Source organism: Ramlibacter sp. GCM10027632, from assembly GCF_042675325.1.
In the GTDB taxonomy this organism is placed as follows: domain Bacteria; phylum Pseudomonadota; class Gammaproteobacteria; order Burkholderiales; family Burkholderiaceae_C; genus Ramlibacter.
In genome coordinates, this window is record NZ_JBHTGW010000003.1 from 162,084 (window position 1) to 178,834 (window position 16,751).

The following is a 16,751-nucleotide window of genomic DNA, read 5'->3' on the forward strand; positions in this document are numbered from 1 at the left end:
CGGGTCGTCCTGTCCGGCGGCACCGGGCCGCGGGACAGCTAACCCATCAATGGTACCCGGAGCCCGGGTGCCCCGAGCCGGCCTGGAGGCCCTCCAGGATCAGGGCGCGCCGCTCGCCGGTCGCCCGCGTGCCGGCCGCGGGGACGCCCCGGGGGCGCAGGGAAATCTCGACGAACTCGTCGGCCAGGTCCTCGCAGCCCGGCCCCGTGAGGCCCGGGCCGGCGGCGAAGCGCGCGTACTGGGTGGCGAGCGCCACCACGTCCCGCGCCTCGCCGGTCGCCGCGTACTGCCAGAGCATGGCGCGCAGGTCGGCGTCGACGCGGGACGGCTGCCCCCGCAGCAGGGTCCGCAGGTGGTAGAGGCCCTTCACGAGGTGCCGCTCGCCCCAGCCGGGCAGCGAGGGCTGGAGTTCCCGCAGGCGGGCGACGATCCGGGCGCCGCGCGCCGTGCCGAAGTCCGGCCCGTCCGTCTCGGCCTCGGCCGGGCTCGCGTCCATGCGCTCCAGGCTGGCGAGGTCGTCCAGGTCGCAGCCGACGGCCCAGGCCGCACAGCCCGCCGCGCCGGCGTTCACGCCGCAGCCCTGCATCATCACCTTGAGGACATCGCTGCCGGCCCAGGCCGGCTCGCCGTACTGGTTGAAGATGGCGATCAGCCGCCCGGACGACACCTCCTGCATCGCCGCCGCCAGCTGGCGGCTGCCCTCGAGCGTTCCCGCATTGCCCAGGCGCGCCAGGTAGCGGACCAGCCGGTAGGCGCGGAGGTACGACAGCTGCCCCACGTCCAGGCCGTCGCGCCAGTTCCTGAGTTCAGCGATGACCTTGTGCAACGGGAAGCGCGGGTCGCGGCGCCGGTCCCCCGCGGCCAGGTCGCCGCGGGCCTTGAGCACCTCGCACTCCAGCCGCAGCAGCTCGTCCTTGGCGATGGCGTCGGCGCCGGCCGACGCGTGCAAGGCGCCGAGGGTGCCCAGGAGGACGGCGTCCCCGGCGGCCTGGCGCCAATCCGTGCCCTCCAGCCACGCGCCCGGCGCCATGGCCTTGGACACCAGGGCCTGGCACAGGCGCTCGCGCGTGGCGGGCGGGGCGCAGGCCAGCCCGCGGCCGACCGCCGCGATGGCGTCGCGCAGCGGCCGTCCGGCACTCCCTGGCTCGGGCCCGGCCTTCCCGTCGGCCTTCCCGTCGGCCGCCTGGCAGCGGTCCGCCAGGCGGGCGACCCAGCGGTCGATCTGGCGTTCGGCCCGGGCGCCGTCCTCGCCGCCGGCCGCCCAGCGCCGTCCCAGCAACTCGCCGTCGAAACCGCCGGCGTCGCCCGCGCCGCCTTCCAGCCCGGTGACCCGGGACGCCATGGCGCCCGGCCCGTACTTGCGGTCGCCACAGCCGGCCTCGGGCTCGGGCTCGCCCGCGTCCTGCAGCCGCTGGCGGGCCGCGTGGGCGGCTGCGCTCTGCGGGGCGGCGGGATCGAGGACCGCGACCGAGCGGCTCCCGGCCGGGCCGCTGGCGCCGGGGCCGTCGGCCTTGCCCTCCGGTGCGGGCGCCGGGGGGCGGAACACGGGGGCGGCGTCAGTCTTGTGGATCGGCTTCACGGCAAGGCTCCTTGGGGTGGAACCGGGGCCCTCCCCGGCGCCGCCTTGCGGAACCCGCCGCCGGCCGCGGGTTCATCTCAGCCGAGTGGAGCGCCCTACTTGCGCAGGCCCTGCAGCTTGGCGAACGCGCCGGCCATGGCGGTATTCATCGGCTGCTGCGGCGGCTGGCGGTAGCCGCGGCCGGCGCCCTCGAAGCGGTTGTCGCCGCCGCGGTCGCGGCGCGCGCCGGCCGGGGCGGCATCGAGCTTCATGGTCAGGCTGATGCGCTTGCGCACCGGGTCGACCTCGAGCACCTTGACCTTGACGATGTCGCCGGTCTTCACCACCTCGCGCGCGTCGTTCACGAACTTGTGCGCGAGCTGGCTCACGTGGACCAGGCCGTCCTGGTGCACGCCCAGGTCGACGAAGGCGCCGAACTGGGCCACGTTGCTCACCGTGCCCTCCAGGACCATGCCTTCCTTCAGGTCGGCGATGTCCTCCACGCCGTCGTTGAAGCGGGCCACCTTGAAGTCCGGGCGCGGGTCGCGGCCCGGCTTCTCCAGCTCGGACAGGATGTCCTTCACGGTGATGGCGCCGAACTTCTCGCTGGCGAAGGCCTCGGGCCGCAGCGGCTTGAGGATCTCGGCGCGGCCCATGACCTCCTGCACCGGCTTGCCCAGCTTCACGATGATCTGTTCGACCACCGGGTAGGTCTCGGGGTGCACGCCGGTCATGTCCAGCGGGTTGTCGCCGCCGCGGATGCGCAGGAAGCCGGCGGACTGCTCGAAGGTCTTGGCGCCCAGGCCCGACACCTCCAGCAGCTGCTGGCGGTTCCTGAACGCGCCATGCGCCTCGCGCCAGCGCACGACCGCCCTGGCCACCGACTGCGACAGGCCCGAGACCCGGGCCAGCAGCGGCACGCTGGCGGTGTTCAGGTCCACGCCCACGCCGTTCACGCAGTCCTCGACCACCGCGTCCAGCGTGCGGGCGAGCTCGCCCTGGTTCACGTCATGCTGGTACTGGCCGACGCCGATGGACTTGGGGTCGATCTTGACCAGCTCGGCCAGCGGGTCCTGCAGGCGGCGGGCGATGGAGGCGGCGCCGCGCAGGCTCACGTCCACATCGGGCATCTCCTGCGAGGCGTACTCGCTGGCGGAATACACCGAGGCGCCGGCCTCGCTGACCACCACCTTCTGCACCTCGCCGGGCAGGCGCTTGATCAGATCGGCGGCGAGCTTGTCGGTCTCGCGGCTGGCGGTGCCGTTGCCGATGGCGATGAGGTTGACGTTGTGCTTCTCGCACAGCTTGTACAGCGTGTGCAGCGAGCCGTCCCAGTCGCGGCGCGGCTCGTGCGGGAACACCGTGGCGGTGTCCACCAGCTTGCCGGTGGCATCCACCACCGCCACCTTCACGCCGGTGCGGATGCCCGGGTCCAGGCCCATCACCACGCGCGGGCCGGCGGGGGCCGCCAGCAGCAGGTCGCGCAGGTTGTCGCCGAAGACCTTGATGGCCACCTTCTCGGCGTCCTCGCGCAGGCGGGCGAAGAGGTCGCGTTCGCTCGAGAGGGACAGCTTGACCCGCCAGGTCCAGGCCACGCACTTGCGCAGCAGGTCGTCGGCGGGGCGGCCGGCATGGCTCCAGCCCAGGTGCAGCGCGATGCGGCCCTCGGCGATCGAGGGCTTGCCCGGCTCGGGCTCCACCGGCAGCACCAGCTTGGCCTCCAGGATCTCGAGCTGGCGACCGCGGAACACCGCCAGGGCGCGGTGCGAGGGCACGCGGCCGATGGGTTCGTCGTAGTCGAAGTAGTCGCGGAACTTGGCGACGTCGGGGTGGTTCTCGTCCTTGCCGGCGGCCAGCCGGGACTTGAACAGGCCCTCGGCCCACAGCCACTCGCGCAGCGACTGCACCAGGGCCGGGTCTTCGGCCCAGCGCTCGGAGAGGATGTCGCGCACGCCGTCGAGGACCGCCATCACGGTGGTGAAATCCTCGCCGCCCTCGCCCTTCTCGGCCTTCACGAAGGCCTGGGCCTCCACCTGAGGGTCCAGCGTGGGGTCGGCGAACAGCCTGTCGGCCAGCGGCTCGATGCCGAACTCGCGGGCGATCTGGCCCTTGGTGCGGCGCTTGGGCTTGTACGGCAGGTACAGGTCCTCGAGCTCCTGCTTGGTCGGCGCGGCCTCGATCGCGGCGCGCAGTTCCGGGGTCAGCTTGCCCTGTTCCTCGATGCTTTTCAGGATGGTCTCGCGGCGCTCCTGCATCTCGCGCAGGTACCCCAGGCGGTACTCCAGCTCGCGCAGCTGCACGTCGTCGAGGCCGCCGGTGGCCTCCTTGCGGTAGCGGGCGATGAAGGGGACGGTGGCGCCGGAATCCAGCAGGGTGACGGCGGCCTCGACCTGCCGCTCCTGGACCTTCAACTCGGCGGCGATCTGGCTGCGGATGCTTTGCATTCGGGAGGGAAACTGGGGAGGTTTTCGGGACGGGCGAGTGTGCCACACGCCCCCGCGCCGCCCGGGGACGCCGGCACGCGCCGGGCGCCGACAGCGCCGCCGCCCGCGCCCGGCGACGCTGGGCGACTTCGCCCGTCCCGGAGGCCCCATGCGCCTGCGCTCCCTGCTCCTCGTTCTGGCCACGGCGGCCGTCGTGGTCTTCGCGCTCCTGAACTGGGAGGAATTCAACCGCCCGACCCCGGTGAACCTGGTCTGGGGCACGGCCACCGTCCCCCTGCCCCTGCTGATGCTGGGCCTGCTGGCGCTCGCCGTGGTCGCCTTCGTCGCCAGCGGCGCGGCCCGCGAGGCGCACCACCGCCGGCTGGAACGCGACCAGGCGCGGGTGCTGCAGGCCCAGCGCGAGCTGGCCGAACGCGCCGAGGCCTCGCGCTTCACCGAACTGCGCCAGGTGCTGGAGACGCACCTGCGCGACGCCCGCCACCACGAGGCCACCGCCGCCTCCGCCCTGGACCAGGCGCTGGCCCGCAGCCTGCGGGACCAGCGCGCGCAGCTGGAGCAGCTGCACCGGGCGCTGGCCTCGCGCCTGGGCGAGATGGAGGCGCGGGTCGACGCCCGGCTGGCCCGCCTGGAGCCGGCGCTCGAGGCCCCGCTGCGGCCGCCGCAGGCCCTGTACGAGCCGGCCGAGGCGCCCGCCCGGCGCGAACCCGCCGGGCAGCGCCTGGGCGAGCCGGACTTCCGCTCCGAGCCGGTCAGGCCGGCCTGAGCACGTAGCCGATGCGGGGGAAATGCACGTGCACCGTGCCCGCGCGCGGGTCGGCGCGGCGCAGGGTGTAGTGGGTGCGGGTGGCGGCGACGAGTTCGCCTTCGGTCTGCTCGTTGCCGAAGGACTCGGGCGTGACCGTCACGCGCGCGCCCAGGGCGATGCCATGGTCGTCCTGGAAGCCGCTGTCCACCAGCAGGTTCTCGCCGGCGGGCCGCGGCTCGTGGCGGGCCGCCACCTCGAGCGCGTCGGCCGAGGCGAAGTCCTCGCCCCGGCCGGGGCCGAAGGCGGCGATGCGGTCCATCCACTCGCCCACCGCGGGCGTGATCGCCAGGATCTCGGCCAGGGCCGGCACGCGGTGCCGCGTGAACCACAGCGGGTGGTAGGCGGCGAAATCGGCGACGCAGGCATCCGCCCCGAACAGGAAGTCGTGCTCCTCGACCATGCTGGCGATGCGCCGCAGGTAGGAGCGGTAGGCGCTGGTGGCATCGGGCGCCCGCAGCACCGTCATGTTGGTGCGCATGGCCTTGCGGTCGGCGGCGAAGGCGGCCGCGATCGCATCGTCGCCCTTGAAGACCTGGGCCGCGCCCCGCGGCTGGAAGTTGTAGGCCATGGCGGCCCCGTACAGCGTGGTGTCGGCCCACTGCGCGAACACCCGCGAGACGCCGCGCAGGTGCGGCGGGTACAGCGGCGGCTCGGCCTGCACGTGCTCGAGCACGTCGCACACCAGCGCGCTGTCGCAGTAGATGTCGGCCCCCACCTGAAGGAAGGGCGTGCGCCGGTAGCCGCCGGTGAGTGCCACCACGTCGGGCTTGGGCAGCACCGCCGGCACCACCACCGATTTCCAGGCCAGGCGCTTGTGCGCCAGCACCCGCCGGATCTTTTCGGAGAACGGCGACATCGGGTAGTGGTGCAGGAGCAGGTCGGGGGCGGGTGCGTTCATCGCGGATCCTTTCGCTGTGCGGGTCGGTCGGCGTCGTCGGGGCGTGCGTCCTGTGGGGTCAGTGCGGCATGGCGCGTGCCAGCAGGTCGTCCAGCGGCAGGCCGGGCGGCAGCAGCCCGAAGGCCCCGCCGCCGGCCTGGGCCAGCCGCGAGGCGGTGAAGGCCAGCGCCACCGGCGCCGGCGCGCATTGCCACAGCAGCGCCGCCTGCGCGGCGAGGGCGAGGTCCTGCGCCAGCCGCCGGGCCTGGTCCTCGGTGGCCTCGCGCGCCAGCCGTGCCGGCAAGGCCGCGATCGCGGCGTCCAGCGCCGGATGCGCGCCGCGCGCCGGGCCGAGGAGCGACTCCAGCGCCTCGGCCGCGCCCGGCTGGCGCAGCGCGCGCAGCAGGTCCAGCGCCATCAGGTTGCTGGCGCCCTCCCAGATGGAGTTGACCGGCATCTCGCGGTAGATGCGGGCCATCACGCCCTCCCCGTCCGCCTCCACGTAGCCGTTGCCGCCCAGGCACTCCATCGCCTCCTGGGCGAAGGCGGCGCCGCGCTTGCAGACCCAGAACTTGGCCACCGGCGTGAGCAGGCGGCCCAGGGCGGCCTCGCGCGGGTCGCCGGCGCGGTCCAGCGTGGCGGCCACCCGCAGGGCCAGCACGCAGGCGGCTTCGGACTCCAGCGCCAGGTCGGCGAGGACGTTGCGCATCAGGTCGTGGGCCAGCAGCGGCCGGCCGAAGGCCTGCCGCTGGCGGGCATGGTCCAGGGCCAGCGACAGGGCCTGCCGCATCAGGCCGGCGGTGCCGAGGGCGCAGTCCAGCCGGGTGAGCGCGCCCATCTCCAGGATGCGGGCGATGCCGCGGCCCGCCTCCCCCACCTGCCAGGCCAGCGCCCCGTCGAACTCGACCTCCGCGCTCGCATTGGCGCGGTTGCCGAGTTTGTCCTTCAGGCGCACCAGTCGCACCGCGTTGCGGCCGCCCTCGGGCAGCACGCGGGGCAGGAGGAAGCAGGTCGGCCCGGCATCCGCCTGGGCGATGACCAGGTGCGCGTCGGACTGCGGCGCGGAGAAGAACCACTTGTGCCCGGTGAGGCGGTGGCGCACGCCCCAGGCGTCCTCGCCATCGGGCGCGGCGCGGCTGGTGTTGGCACGCACGTCCGAGCCGCCCTGCTTCTCGGTCATGCCCATGCCGAGGGTCAGGCCGGCCTTGGCCTGCCAGGGCCGGGGCGACGGGTCGTAGGCGCGGGCCGTCAGCGCAGGCCGCCACGCGGCCTCGATCGCCGCGTTGTGCCGCAGCGCCGGCATCGCCGCATAGGTCATGGAGACCGGGCACAGCACCGCCGGCTCCAGTTCCGTGAACAGCATGAAGCCGGCCGCGCGCGCCAGGTGCGAGCCGCCGGCCCAGGGCGCGCCGTGCAGGCCGGCCGACACGGCGGCGGCCATCAGCGCGTGGTAGCTGGGGTGGAACTCGACCGCGTCGACACGGTGGCCGAAGCGGTCATGGGTATGCAGCTGCGGGCCGTGCACATGGGCCAGCCGGGCGTGGACCTGCATCTCGCGCGACCCGGCCAGCCGGCCCAGGGCATGCAGCGGGGCGGTGTCCAGCCCCGGGGCGAGATGGCGCAGCGTGTCCTGCATCGCCCGGTGCCGGGCGAACAGGTCGCCCTCGGGCAGCGGCGCGGGCTGGTTGAACGCGTCGCGGCCGGTGTCCATGCCCGCCTCCCCCGTCAGTCCCGGCCGGTCCGGCGCCGCTGGGGGCCGGCCTGGGAGGACATCGGGGTGGTCATCGGATCGCTCCGGGGAGTGGGTGTCAGTCGGTCGGGATCAGGTTGAGCGGTTGCGCCTCGCGCGGGCCGGTGGGCAGGCGCCGCACGTACTTGAAGGTGCCGGTGGCGTGCGCGCAGGCCTTGCCCGCTGCATCGTAGACCGTCCCCTCGACGAACGCCAGCGTGGCGGTGCGGTGGACCAGCCGGCCTTCGCTGCGCAGCACGCCCTTGGCCGGCTGCATGAAGCTGGTCTTCATCTCGATGGTGACGACCCCCATGTCGGCGTCCACGCTGCGCGCGGCGGTGGCCAGGGTCACGTCGAGCAGGGTCATGAGCGCGCCGCCGTGGCAGACGCTGAAGGAGTTGAGGTGCTCGGGCTTCGGGGTGAAGGCGATCGCCGAATGGCCGCCGTCGAAGCGGGTCAGGGCAAAGCCCAGGTGCTCGACGAAGGGGATGGTGACGCCGAAAGACAGGGAGTCGGACAAGGTGCAGGGGCCTCGGGCTGTGGTTCGCAGGGCTTCGATCATCGCGCAACCCGCGCCCGCGGGCGCGGGCGGCGGTGTCTCCGTCGCAACAGGGGCCGGCAGGAACCCGCCTGCCGGGACCGTTACTAGGCTGCGTGGCGGGCATCCCCCGCAGGAGAAGGCCCATGCCGCTGGACGACATCCTCCGCAACCTGTGCGCCGAGCTGCGCTTCCCGCCGCCGTCGCCCGATGCCGACGGCGCCATCGCGATCCGTTTCGACGACACCGTCGTGCGCTTCGGCCCGGTCGCCGGCCACCCTGGCTTCGCCCTGCGCGCCCACCTCGGGCGCGCCGACCTCGAGGACCTGACCCTGCTCGAGGCCCTGCTCGCCGGCAACCTGTTCCCGCCCGGCCCGGCCTGCGGCGTCCTCTGCGCCGATTTCGACGGCGAGGTCTTCCTCCAGCACTGGTTCGACACCGAGGGGCTGGCCTACCCGGCCTTCGCCGGCGCACTGGAGGGCTTCCTGGCCCGGGCCGTGGCCTGGCGCGCCGGGCTGGCGGCCTTCCCCTCCCCGGCGGAGGCCGCATGACCCCGGCCGACCTGCTCTTCGACCTCGCCCGCCACCTGGGGATCGCGCCGCCGGGCCTGGATGCCCACGGCGCCTGCGCGCTACGGTTCGCCGACGACCTCACCCTCGAGCTCCAGTTCGCGCCGGCGCAGGGCGAGCTGCGGCTCGCCGCCAGCCTGGGGGAGGCCGACGCCGACGAACTTCAGGGGATCCTCATCGGCGCGCTGCTTGCCAACCTCGCCCAGTCGGAGCTCGGGCGCCCGCATTTCGGCTACCACCCGCAGGCCCGCGCGCTGGCCCTGTGCCTGGTGCTGCCGATCGACACGCTCGATGCCGCGGCCCTCGCGGCCGCCCTGGACCGCCTGGCCGACGCCAGCCGTGTCGCCCGCGGGCAGCTCGCCGGTGAACGGCTGGTGCATTGAATCCGGAGGTGCCATGAACAACAACATCCAGCGACAACCCAGCGTCGCGCAGCCCCAGGCCGTTCACCCGGTCGACCAGGCCGTCGGCCAGGCAGTCGGTCAACCCGTCCTGGCTCAGCCCGTCCTCGCCCAACCGGCTTTCCCTCCACCGGGTGCGCAAGGCCAGCCCCAAGTCCCCGCGCCCGTCGAACACCCGCTGCATCGGCAAGCCGTCGCGCCGGCGGCCGTCCCACGCCTGCCCGCCGCCAGCCTGGACGACCACCGCGCCCACCCGCGCATCGAGCAGCGGTGGTTCCGGGCCATCGCCCTCATCGGCGCCGCGGTGATCGGCGCGCTGGCCGGAGGCCCGGTGGGCGCCGCGGTTGCCGTCGGCATCGCGGCCCTGGTCCTGGACCGCCTGGACAAGCAGGCCGTCGCACCGCAACCGGCCCTGCCGCCCGGGTGGGCTCCAGCCCTGCCGCCAGCGCCGCCGTACGCCTTGCCGCATCAGGCCGTGCCACATCAGGCACTGCCTCAGCCCCATCAGCCTCAGCCCCTCCCCCATCAGCCTCTCCCTCTCCCCCATCAGCCTCCGCCCGTGGCGCATCAGCCGGACCCCGTCGCCGACGCGCAGCGGGTGAACTTCCCGGCGCCGGAGATTCCGCAGGACCTGCCGGCCGACGCGCCCCCGATGAACTGAGCCCAGGCCCCGCGCCGACACGCCCCGCAGAACCAACCCGGGGCGGCCGTTACCGATCCGCCCGCAGGCCCGCATCGAGCGAGCCTGTCCCTTCCCCCTCCCTGCCCCGCCCTTCCGGAGAAGCCCATGTTCACTGAGGTGTGCCACACCCTGTCCGCTCGATTCCAGTCCCTCACCGGCTGCGGCCGCCCTGCGCGCGCCGAGGTGACGCCGGATTCAGGTTCGCTGTCATCGCCCAGCCAGTCCCACCCGCAGCTCCCGCCCACCCGGGTGCCGCTCTCGCAGCAGGCCGCCGCCCCTGCCGAACAGACCCTCGCGCCACGCACCCAGCCCGCCGCCTCTGCCTGGGACCGTCTGAAAGCCGGTGTCCTCAAGGCGGCCCTCGTCACGGCCGCCGCCGTGGTGGCCATGTTGGCCCTGGCGGTGCCCGTGACCTGGCTCCTGGTCGGCGCAGTCGGCCTGGGCGTGGCCGTCGCCCACGGCCTGACGGCCATCGCCGACGCGGCGGGGCAGCCACAGCCCACCGCGCAAGGCCCGGCGCACTGACCCGCGCCAAGGAAACGCCATGCATGCCCTGACCCTGCTGCCTTCCGCCCTCCTGGGCCTCGCGCGCTCGCCCGCGCAGGCGCTGCCGGACGTCCCGACGCCCGCGGCCGCCGTCGCCGCGGGCGTGTCCGCCAGCGGCACGGGGGCGATCGACCCGTGGGAGATCGCGCGCTTCACCCCGGTCGAGCAGGGCGGCACGCTGGCCTGGATGGGGCAGGAGTTCCGGCGGGCCTGGAAGGCCGGCGGCACGGGCCGGGTGCTCGCCTCGCAGGCCGCCCTGGGCGCGGGGCTGGCCACGCCGGCCGGTGCGGCCACCCGCCTGCATGCGCTCAAGGCACGGGGCGAGGCACTCCAGGACACGCTGGGCCGGTACGCGCAGGCCCGCCGCAGGGCCGGCGCCAGCGGGGATGCGGCCTGGGTCGCCGACCTGGCCGCCGGCCGCCAGGACCTGCTGCTGGCCACGCCCCAGGAACACGGGCTCCTGGCCGGCTCGGCGACCTCGGCCGTCCGCGACGGCAAGCCGGATGGGCGCCGCATCGTGTGGGTACCGCACCACGGCCTGCTGGTCGACGCCCAACGCACGCAGCAGTCGAACACCGGCCGCCTCACCGCGGGCGCGGTCCGCGATGTCCAGGCGCTGCTCGTGCATCCCCGCTGCCGCGAACTGCTCGAGCTGGCCGCGCGGCTCTCCGGCCAGGAGGCCGACCGGCTGGAACGGGCGCTCCACGGGCACATCACCGGCCAGGACCTGGGCCACCTGCCCTGCGATCCAGACACCCTGCTCACGGCCCTGGTCCAGGGGGACCGGGCCGCGGTGGCGCGCGCCCTGGTGCCCCGGCAGGTCCGGGCGACGGTGGCCGCCAGCCCGTTGATGACGCCCTGCACCGGCGAGGCGGACGGCGCCCCGGCGCACGACTTCCTGGCCGTGGTCGCCGATGCCCTGGCGCATGACCCGCCGCAGAGGCACCGCACCCGGCAGCTGCTCAAGCTGCTCGAGGAACGCCCGCTCAGGGCGCTGCGCCAGGCGCTGCTCCATGGGGATCCGCAGAAACTCCAGCAGGTGATGATGCTGCACGCCCTGCTGCGGGCCAACGACGCCGCACGCGCCGCCCTGCAGCCCATGCTCGGCGCCCACGACCTGCTGGAGGCGGGCCAGCTGCGGGTGGCCGTGTTTCCCGACCCTGCCCGGCTGGCCAAGGCCGTCACCGGACCCCTGGCCGCCCGGCTCGCCAGCGGGGCCGTCCCCGCCATTGCGAGCGGCAGCCACCACGACGACGCGGCCTGGCTGGAGGGGCTGGAGGCGGCCCGCAAGGAGGCGGCGGCCGAAACCTACGAGCCGCGCTCGGCCGGCCGCGGCGTGCAGTCCCGCGCCCTGGTGGATGCCGCGCCGAACGTCGCCCCGGTGATGCTGTGCGTGGCCCTCGGCGGCAAGGGCACGCCACAGTCGCCGGCGCTGCGTTTCAGCACGCTGCTGGGAGAACTGCTCGCGGCCTACCCGGGCGCGTATGCCTGCGGCGCTGCCCAGGGCACGGCGCAGGCCCTGGGCCTTCCGGCCAGCGGCCTGACCCGCGGGCTGGCGGTGGACAGCCTCAGCGGCTACCTTACGCACAAGCTCACCGGCGAGCCCCTGCGCGAGGGCGACGAGGACCGGGTGGCGTCCACCCGCCGCACGATCGAAAGCCTGGCCGAGGCCGACGGGGTGGACTTCACGCAGGCCGAGCGCGACGTCCTGGGCGTGCTTTACAACGCGCGCAGCTTCGGCAACTGGAAGGACTTCGCCAACCTCGCACGCATCACCCGCTGCCTGCACGAGCAGCGCAAGGTGGACCTGCTGCACAAGGGCGCGGGCGGTACCGCAGGCCGCAAGACGGTGCATGCGCTGGGCGACTCGGTCTTCGCGCCGCGGGGCATGCGGGTGACCCTGGTCGAGCGGCAGCGCGACACCTTCGTGGTGCGCACCGAGCGTCCCCTGCCCCGCCCCCTGCCGCGCGGCGTGATCCCCAAGGGCCGCCGCGAGTACCTGGTGGAGCCGCACCACCTGATCTCGGTGCGCATGGCCGACCCCGCGCCGGTGGAGGCTGCGCTGCGCCGGACCACGGTCACGCCGTCGGCAGGCGGTAGTCCTTCAGGGTCTCCCGCAGGCGGGTCTTGAGCATCTTGCCGGTCGCGCCCAGGGGAATGGCGTCGACGAAGACCACGTCATCGGGCACCTGCCATTTCGCCGACTTGCCTTCGTAGAACGCCAGCATCTCCTCGCGCGTCAGGGCGGCCCCCGGACGCCGGACCACCACCAGCAGGGGGCGCTCGTCCCACTTCGGATGCTTCATGCCGATGCAGGCGGCCATGGCCACCGCGGGATGGCCCATGGCGATGTTCTCGATGTCGATGGAGGAGATCCATTCGCCGCCGGACTTGATCACGTCCTTGCTGCGGTCGGTGATCTGCATGAAGCCGTCGGCGTCGATGGTGGCCACGTCGCCGGTGGGAAACCAGTCCACCCCCTGGTCGTGGCGCAGCGGGTCGCCGCCCTCGCCCTTGAAGTACTGCGCCACCACCCAGGGCCCGCGCACCTGCAGGTCACCGGCGGTGGCGCCGTCCCAGGGCAGCTCGCGGCCGTCATCCCCGACGATGCGCATGTCCACGCCGAAGATCGCCCGCCCCTGCTTCAGGCGCAGACGGGCCTGCTCGCCGGGCGGCAGCGACAGGTGCTTGTTCTTCAGGGTGCACAGCGTGCCCAGCGGGCTCATCTCGGTCATGCCCCAGGCGTGCAGCACCTCCACGCCGTACCGCTCGCGGAAGGCGTCGATCATGGCCGGCGGGCACGCCGAGCCGCCGATCACCGTGCGTTTCAGGGTGGAAAAACGCAGGCCGCCCGCGGCCACGTGCGCCAGCAGCATCTGCCACACCGTGGGCACGCCGGCCGCGAAGGTCACGCCCTCGGCCTCGATCAGCTCGTAGACCGATTTCCCATCCAGCGCCGGGCCCGGAAACACCAGCTTGCAGCCGACCAGCGCCGCGGAGTACGGGATGCCCCAGGCGTTCACATGGAACATCGGCACCACCGGCAGCACCGCGTCCGCCGCGCGCAGGCCCATCACGTCGGGCAGCGCCGCGCCGTAGGCATGCAGCAGGGTCGATCGGTGGCTGTACAGGGCGGCCTTCGGGTGGCCGGTGGTGCCGCTCGTGTAGCACATGCTCGAGGCGGTGTTCTCGTCGAACACCGGCCAGTCGTAGGTGGCGGGCTCGGCGCCGACCCAGTCCTCGTAGGCCACCAGCCCGGGGATGCCGCTGTCCGCGGGCAGGCCGCCGGCCTCGCACAGCATCACGTAGTGCCGGACGCCGGGGCAGCGCGCATGGATCGCCTGCACGATCGGCAGGAAGGTGGCGTCGAAGCACAGCACCCGGTCCTCGGCGTGGTTGACGATCCAGGCGATCTGGTCGGGATGCAGGCGCGGGTTGAGGGTGTGCAGCACCCGGCCGGAGCCGGACACGCCGAAGTAGAGCGCCAGGTGCCGGTAGCCATTCCAGGCCAGGGTGGCGACCCGGTCCGAGAAGCCGAGCTGCATGCGGTCCAGCGCGTTCGCCACCTGGCGGGCACGCCCGGCGACGTCGCGCCAGGTGCAGCGGTGGAGGTCCCCCTCCACCCGCCGCGAGACGACCTCGGTGTCGCCGTGGTGCCGCTCGGCATGGGTGATCAGGCTGGAAATCAGCAGGGGCTGGTCTTGCATCAGGCCGCGCATGGGCTCTCCCGTCTTGTTCAAGGCGCGGCAGTATCCCGCCGGGCCGGCGGCCGCGGTGCCCCGGAAATCCCTCATGCGCCCGGGGGCCCGGGGTGGTGCGGGACAATCCGCCCGATGACCGACACCCTGGCGGACGCTCCCGCCCTCGACCTGGGCCTGGACTGGCGCGACGGCTTCACGCGCCTCGGCCCGTCCTTCCACACCCCCCTGCCGCCCACGCCGCTGCCCGCGCCGCACCTGGTGGGCCTGAGCGAACGCCTGGCCCGCGAGCTGGGGCTGGACCCGGACACCCTGCGCGGCGAGGACGCCGTGCAGGCCTTCACCGGCAACCTGCCCCTGGCCGGCACCCGCCCGGTGGCCACGGTCTACAGCGGCCACCAGTTCGGCGTCTGGGCCGGCCAGCTCGGCGACGGCCGCGCCATCCTCCTGGGCGAGGCGGACACGCCGGCCGGGCCGCAGGAGTTCCAGCTCAAGGGGGCGGGCCGCACGCCGTACTCACGCATGGGCGACGGCCGTGCCGTGCTGCGATCGAGCATCCGCGAATTCCTGGCCTCGGAAGCCATGGCGGCCCTGGGCATCCCCACCACCCGGGCGCTCATGGTCACCGGCTCGCCGGCGCCGGTGCGGCGCGAGACGATCGAGACCGCCGCCGTGGTCACGCGCGTGGCACCCAGCTTCATCCGCTTCGGCCACTTCGAGCACTTCGCGGCCGCCGGGCGCGACGCCGAGCTGCGCGCGCTGGCCGACCATGTCATCGACCGCTGGTACCCGCAGTGCCGCGGCACCGGGCGGTTCGGCGGCAACGCCTATGCGGCCTTCCTCGAGCAGGTGAGCGAGCGCACCGCGGCGATGGTGGCCCAGTGGCAGGCGGCGGGCTTCTGCCACGGCGTGATGAACACCGACAACATGAGCATCCTGGGCCTGACCCTGGACTACGGCCCGTTCCAGTTCCTCGACGCCTTCGACCCCGGCCACATCTGTAACCACAGCGACACCGGCGGCCGCTACGCCTACAACCGCCAGCCCAACGTCGCCTACTGGAACCTGTTCTGCCTGGGCCAGGCGCTGCTGCCGGTGATCGACGACCCCGATCTCGCGCTCGCTGCGCTGGAGTCCTACAAGACGGTCTTCCCGCGCGAGCTGCTGGCCCGCATGGGCGCCAAGCTCGGCCTGTCCGCGCCGCGCGAGACCGACCGTGCGCTGGTCGACGGCGTGCTGCACCTGCTCGCCGAGGGCCGCATCGACTACCCGATCTTCTGGCGCCGCCTGGCCGACCACGTGGCCGGCGGCCCCCTGGCGCCGGTGCGCGATCTGTTCCCCGACCGCGACGCCTTCGACCGCTGGCACGCGGCCTATGCCGCACGCCTGGCCGAGGAGGCCGGGGAGGCCGGCGCGCGCATGCGCGCCACCAACCCCAAGTACGTGCTGCGCAACCTCCTGGGCGAGCTGGCGATCCAGGCCGCGCAGTCGGGCGACTTCTCGGTTGTCGACCGCCTGCTGGCGCTGCTGCAGGATCCCTTCGCCGAGCACCCGGCGCTTGAGGCAGACTACGCCGGCTTCCCGCCCGACTGGGCATCCTCCATCGAGATCAGCTGCTCCTCATGACCTACCCGATCCACAAATCCGAGGCCGAGTGGCAGGCCCTGCTGGCCGCCAAGGGCGCCGAGCCGCGCGCCTTCGAGGTCACCCGCCACGCCGCCACCGAGCGGCCCTTCACCGGCAAGTACGAGCAGGTATGGGCCGACGGCAGCTACCACTGCATCTGCTGCGGCGCGAAGCTGTTCGACTCCCGCACCAAGTTCGACGCCGGCTGCGGCTGGCCCAGCTTCAGCGAGGCCGTGCCCGGCGCGATCCGCGAGATCACCGACACCAGCCACGGCATGGTCCGCACCGAAACCGTGTGTGCACAATGCGGGTCGCACCTGGGGCATGTGTTCCCCGACGGGCCAGCCCCCACCGGCCTGCGGTACTGCATGAACTCCGCCTCGCTCGATTTCACCCCCGAGACCTGACACCCGACCCTGACGGACGCATGAAGCTCCTGCTCGATTTCTTCCCCATCATCCTGTTCTTCGCGACCTTCAAGGTCGCCGGGATCTACTGGGCCACCGGCGTGGCCATCGTGGCCACCATCCTGCAGATCGGCTGGCTGCGCTGGCGTACCGGCAAGGTCGAGCCCATGCAATGGCTCAGCCTCGGCGTGATCGTCCTGTTCGGCGGCGCCACGCTGCTGGCCCAGAGCGAGACCTTCATCAAGTGGAAGCCGACGGTGCTGTACTGGCTCATGGGCGGCACGCTGGCCGTGGGCCAGCTGGTGTTCAAGCGCAACTTCCTGCGCACCCTCATGGGCGCGCAGCTGTCGCTGCCCGAGCCGGCCTGGCGCACCATGACCTGGAGCTGGACCGGCTTTTTCGCCGCGATGGGCGTCATCAACCTGTGGGTGGCCTTCAACTTCGACACCGACACCTGGGTCAGCTTCAAGCTGTTCGGCGGCATCGGCCTGATGCTGGTGTTCGTGCTGGGCCAGGGCATCTGGCTGAGCCGGCACATGAAGGGCGATGCGGAGGACGCGCAGGAGGCGCCGCGGCCATGACCGGCACCGGCATCACCGCGCAGGCCCTGCACGACTGCCTCGCGCAGCGGCTGTCGCCGACGCACCTCGAGGTGATCGACGAGAGCCACCAGCACGCCGGCCATGCCGGCGCTGACGGCACCGGCTTCGGCACCCATTTCCGGGTGCGCATCGCCTGCCCGCAGTTCGACGGCCGGCCCCGCGTGGCGCAGCATCGCCTTGTGTATGATGCCGCGCAGGATTTCATCGCACGGGGCCTGCACGCGCTGGCCATCGAGATCGTCCGAACCCCTACCCCGATTCCCTGAGGG

16 protein-coding genes are annotated in these 16,751 nt (G+C 73.5%); 10 read left to right on the forward strand and 6 right to left on the reverse strand.

Features of this window, described 5'->3' with window-relative positions:
• Nucleotides 1-46 precede the first annotated feature (46 nt).
• Together ACFQZY_RS06785 and ACFQZY_RS06790 are read right to left on the reverse strand one after the other, a co-directional pair.
• Nucleotides 47-1,579, reverse strand: coding sequence for a hypothetical protein (locus ACFQZY_RS06785; protein WP_377414252.1), 1,533 nt, complete (start codon nt 1,577-1,579; stop codon nt 47-49).
• Between the two features lie 95 nt (nt 1,580-1,674).
• Complete coding sequence (locus ACFQZY_RS06790) at nt 1,675-4,002, reverse strand: Tex family protein (protein WP_377414254.1); 2,328 nt, start codon at nt 4,000-4,002, stop codon at nt 1,675-1,677.
• 148 nt (nt 4,003-4,150) lie between these two features.
• On the opposite strand from ACFQZY_RS06790, the gene ACFQZY_RS06795 reads away from it, so the two are divergent.
• Nucleotides 4,151-4,765 (forward strand): hypothetical protein, encoded by a 615-nt coding sequence (locus ACFQZY_RS06795; RefSeq protein ID WP_377414256.1) that lies wholly within the window; start codon nt 4,151-4,153, stop codon nt 4,763-4,765.
• Here the strand turns inward: ACFQZY_RS06795 and ACFQZY_RS06800 are convergent.
• The 3 genes from ACFQZY_RS06800 to ACFQZY_RS06810 all read right to left on the reverse strand — a co-directional run bounded on the left by ACFQZY_RS06800 (nt 4,752) and on the right by ACFQZY_RS06810 (nt 7,921).
• Entirely contained in the window at nt 4,752-5,705 is a 954-nt protein-coding gene (locus tag ACFQZY_RS06800; RefSeq protein ID WP_377414259.1) for a glutathione S-transferase family protein, read from the reverse strand. The two genes, ACFQZY_RS06795 and ACFQZY_RS06800, sit on opposite strands and share 14 nt — an antisense overlap.
• A gap of 58 nt (nt 5,706-5,763) precedes the next feature.
• Nucleotides 5,764-7,395: an acyl-CoA dehydrogenase family protein gene (locus tag ACFQZY_RS06805; protein ID WP_377414261.1), complete on the reverse strand. Its 1,632-nt coding sequence runs from the start codon at nt 7,393-7,395 to the stop codon at nt 5,764-5,766.
• Nucleotides 7,396-7,492: 97 nt separating this feature from the next.
• Nucleotides 7,493-7,921 carry a PaaI family thioesterase gene (locus ACFQZY_RS06810; RefSeq protein ID WP_377414549.1) on the reverse strand — a complete coding sequence of 143 codons (429 nt, stop codon included), beginning with the start codon at nt 7,919-7,921 and terminating at the stop codon, nt 7,493-7,495.
• A 176-nt stretch (nt 7,922-8,097) separates the two neighbouring features.
• Here ACFQZY_RS06810 and ACFQZY_RS06815 point away from each other — a divergent pair, with 176 nt between their 5' ends.
• From ACFQZY_RS06815 to ACFQZY_RS06835, 5 genes are all read left to right on the forward strand, one after another.
• Nucleotides 8,098-8,502: a type III secretion system chaperone gene (locus ACFQZY_RS06815; RefSeq protein ID WP_377414263.1), complete on the forward strand. Its 405-nt coding sequence runs from the start codon at nt 8,098-8,100 to the stop codon at nt 8,500-8,502.
• Nucleotides 8,499-8,903, forward strand: a complete 405-nt coding sequence (locus ACFQZY_RS06820) for a type III secretion system chaperone (RefSeq protein WP_377414265.1) — start codon at nt 8,499-8,501, stop codon at nt 8,901-8,903. The genes ACFQZY_RS06815 and ACFQZY_RS06820 overlap by 4 nt, the downstream gene beginning before the upstream one ends.
• Before the next feature lie 13 nt (nt 8,904-8,916).
• Nucleotides 8,917-9,582, forward strand: a complete 666-nt coding sequence (locus ACFQZY_RS06825) for a hypothetical protein (RefSeq protein ID WP_377414267.1) — start codon at nt 8,917-8,919, stop codon at nt 9,580-9,582.
• Nucleotides 9,583-9,708: 126 nt separating this feature from the next.
• Nucleotides 9,709-10,128 carry a hypothetical protein gene (locus ACFQZY_RS06830; RefSeq protein WP_377414269.1) on the forward strand — a complete coding sequence of 140 codons (420 nt, stop codon included), beginning with the start codon at nt 9,709-9,711 and terminating at the stop codon, nt 10,126-10,128.
• Between the two features lie 19 nt (nt 10,129-10,147).
• The gene (locus ACFQZY_RS06835) at nt 10,148-12,280 is read left to right on the forward strand and encodes a hypothetical protein (RefSeq protein ID WP_377414271.1); all 2,133 of its coding nucleotides are present in this window, start codon (nt 10,148-10,150) and stop codon (nt 12,278-12,280) included.
• Here ACFQZY_RS06835 and ACFQZY_RS06840 read toward each other — a convergent pair.
• On the reverse strand, nt 12,228-13,868 hold the full coding sequence (locus ACFQZY_RS06840) for a 3-(methylthio)propionyl-CoA ligase (RefSeq protein ID WP_377414551.1): 1,641 nt from the start codon (nt 13,866-13,868) through the stop codon (nt 12,228-12,230). The genes ACFQZY_RS06835 and ACFQZY_RS06840 overlap by 53 nt on opposite strands.
• Before the next feature lie 114 nt (nt 13,869-13,982).
• On the opposite strand from ACFQZY_RS06840, the gene ACFQZY_RS06845 reads away from it, so the two are divergent.
• From ACFQZY_RS06845 to ACFQZY_RS06860, 4 genes are read left to right on the forward strand one after another with little or no spacing between them, the layout of a single operon-like run.
• A complete protein-coding gene (locus ACFQZY_RS06845) occupies nt 13,983-15,473 on the forward strand; it encodes a YdiU family protein (RefSeq protein ID WP_377414274.1) in 1,491 nt (496 codons plus the stop codon).
• Nucleotides 15,470-15,880, forward strand: a complete 411-nt coding sequence (gene msrB, locus ACFQZY_RS06850; protein ID WP_377414276.1) for a peptide-methionine (R)-S-oxide reductase MsrB — start codon at nt 15,470-15,472, stop codon at nt 15,878-15,880. The genes ACFQZY_RS06845 and msrB overlap by 4 nt, the downstream gene beginning before the upstream one ends.
• A gap of 20 nt (nt 15,881-15,900) precedes the next feature.
• Nucleotides 15,901-16,461 (forward strand): septation protein A, encoded by a 561-nt coding sequence (locus ACFQZY_RS06855; RefSeq protein WP_377414278.1) that lies wholly within the window; start codon nt 15,901-15,903, stop codon nt 16,459-16,461.
• Nucleotides 16,458-16,748 carry a BolA family protein gene (locus ACFQZY_RS06860; RefSeq protein WP_377414280.1) on the forward strand — a complete coding sequence of 97 codons (291 nt, stop codon included), beginning with the start codon at nt 16,458-16,460 and terminating at the stop codon, nt 16,746-16,748. Before ACFQZY_RS06855 ends, ACFQZY_RS06860 begins: the two co-directional genes overlap by 4 nt.
• Nucleotides 16,749-16,751: the final 3 nt, after the last annotated feature.

Coding starts and splice junctions, on each gene's coding strand:
- ACFQZY_RS06790 (WP_377414254.1), bottom strand. CDS start 4,002: ATGCAAAGCATCCGCAGCCAGATCGCCGCCGAGTTGAAGGTCCAGGAG.
- ACFQZY_RS06795 (WP_377414256.1), top strand. CDS start 4,151: ATGCGCCTGCGCTCCCTGCTCCTCGTTCTGGCCACGGCGGCCGTCGTG.
- ACFQZY_RS06800 (WP_377414259.1), bottom strand. CDS start 5,705: ATGAACGCACCCGCCCCCGACCTGCTCCTGCACCACTACCCGATGTCG.
- ACFQZY_RS06805 (WP_377414261.1), bottom strand. CDS start 7,395: ATGGACACCGGCCGCGACGCGTTCAACCAGCCCGCGCCGCTGCCCGAG.
- ACFQZY_RS06815 (WP_377414263.1), top strand. CDS start 8,098: ATGCCGCTGGACGACATCCTCCGCAACCTGTGCGCCGAGCTGCGCTTC.
- ACFQZY_RS06820 (WP_377414265.1), top strand. CDS start 8,499: ATGACCCCGGCCGACCTGCTCTTCGACCTCGCCCGCCACCTGGGGATC.
- ACFQZY_RS06825 (WP_377414267.1), top strand. CDS start 8,917: ATGAACAACAACATCCAGCGACAACCCAGCGTCGCGCAGCCCCAGGCC.
- ACFQZY_RS06830 (WP_377414269.1), top strand. CDS start 9,709: ATGTTCACTGAGGTGTGCCACACCCTGTCCGCTCGATTCCAGTCCCTC.
- ACFQZY_RS06835 (WP_377414271.1), top strand. CDS start 10,148: ATGCATGCCCTGACCCTGCTGCCTTCCGCCCTCCTGGGCCTCGCGCGC.
- ACFQZY_RS06840 (WP_377414551.1), bottom strand. CDS start 13,868: ATGCGCGGCCTGATGCAAGACCAGCCCCTGCTGATTTCCAGCCTGATC.
- ACFQZY_RS06845 (WP_377414274.1), top strand. CDS start 13,983: ATGACCGACACCCTGGCGGACGCTCCCGCCCTCGACCTGGGCCTGGAC.
- msrB (WP_377414276.1), top strand. CDS start 15,470: ATGACCTACCCGATCCACAAATCCGAGGCCGAGTGGCAGGCCCTGCTG.
- ACFQZY_RS06855 (WP_377414278.1), top strand. CDS start 15,901: ATGAAGCTCCTGCTCGATTTCTTCCCCATCATCCTGTTCTTCGCGACC.
- ACFQZY_RS06860 (WP_377414280.1), top strand. CDS start 16,458: ATGACCGGCACCGGCATCACCGCGCAGGCCCTGCACGACTGCCTCGCG.